Annotated in this window: 1 protein-coding gene and 1 pseudogene; both read right to left on the bottom strand. The window is 68.6% G+C overall.

From position 1 onward, the window contains the following. A pseudogene (locus ACH4ZA_RS39880) lies at positions 1-342 on the bottom strand (amino acid ABC transporter permease); the annotation flags it as partial. Between the two features lie 7 nt (positions 343-349). Then, entirely contained in the window at positions 350-1,297 is a 948-nt protein-coding gene (locus tag ACH4ZA_RS39875) for an ABC transporter substrate-binding protein (protein WP_398433895.1), read from the bottom strand. Position 1,298 lies beyond the last annotated feature (1 nt).

The following is a 1,298-nucleotide window of genomic DNA, read 5'->3' as shown; positions in this document are numbered from 1 at the left end:
GATGTAGAGCTGGGCGAGGCCGGAGACGGGCCGCTGGGGCGACATGCGCATCACCGCCAGCACCAGCCCCAGCAGCGTGCCCAGGGCCATGCTCGCCGCGGTCAGGATCAGCGTGACCAGCAGGCCGTCGAGGACGGTCTCGGTGGTGAAGTAGCTGAACACCACCGGCCAGCGGTAGTTCTCGTTCGTCACCGCGGTCCACACCAGGCCTGCGACGATCGCGATCGCGACGGCCCAGGCGACGTAGTCGCGCGGACGTTTCGGCGTGATCCGCTTCTTCTCCTCGGCCGGCAGGTGCGGCACCGGTCGGCTCCTGGTCGTCGTCGTGTCGATCACGTCCATCGGCGTCTCAGTCCTGCGGGACGGCCATGGCCGCGGTCGTGATCCCGAGGTCGTCGAAACCCCACCGGCCCAGCGCCTGGGCGTACTTGGGGTCGTCGATGACCGACTGGATCGCGGCCTGCACCGCCGGCGTCAGCGGCGAGTCCTTCTTCAGCGCGACCGCCACGACCTTGGTGGCCACCAGGGGCTTCAACACCTCGAACGTCTTCGGCTGCTGGGTGGCCGCCCACTGCAGGCCGGTGAAGTCGTACATCACCGCGTCGATCCGCTTGGACACCAGCTGGGTCAGCGCGTCGTTCACGTTGGGCAGGGTCACCGCCTTGACGGCCGGCTTGCCCTTGTCCGTACAGTCCTGCCGGGACAGCTGGGGCAGCCACTGCAGCTCCGCGGTGCTGCCCGACGTGACACCGACGCGGTGCCCGCACAGCGTGTGGGTGCCCAGCTTCTGCGGGTTGCCGAAGGGGACGGACACCCCGGTCCCGGCCTTGAAGTAGTCGACCATGTCGAGCACCTTCAGCCGGTCCTTCGTGGCGCCCATGGTGGAGGCGGTGAAGTCGTAGCGGCCGGCCTGCAGGCCGGTGATGATGGTGTCGAACTTGATGTTGTTGACCTGCAGCTTCAGCCCGAGCTTGGCGGCTATCAGCCGGGAGAAGTCCGAGTTGAACCCGATCGGGGTCTTGTTGTCCGACGCCATGAACGCGGTGGGCGGATAGGCCAGGTCCATGGCCACCGCGATCGTGCCCTTGGCCTTCACCGCAGCCGGCAGCAGCTTCACCGCCTTCGCATCCGGCTTCACACCCACCGAGATGTCATCGGTGTGCTCCGCCGACGAGCCGGAACCCCCGCCCTGCGCCGTGCTCTTCGCCCCCGCGTTCTGCGCGCTGTCCGCCGTGCCGCCCGCCCCACACGCAGCGAGCGCGAAGGCCAGGGCCGACGCGACGATCGGAACGCTCAAG

Source organism: Streptomyces sp. NPDC020597 (genome assembly GCF_044335095.1).
Classification (GTDB): Bacteria; Actinomycetota; Actinomycetes; order Streptomycetales; family Streptomycetaceae; genus Streptomyces.
This window is presented reverse-complemented; position numbering and strand designations above follow the sequence as displayed.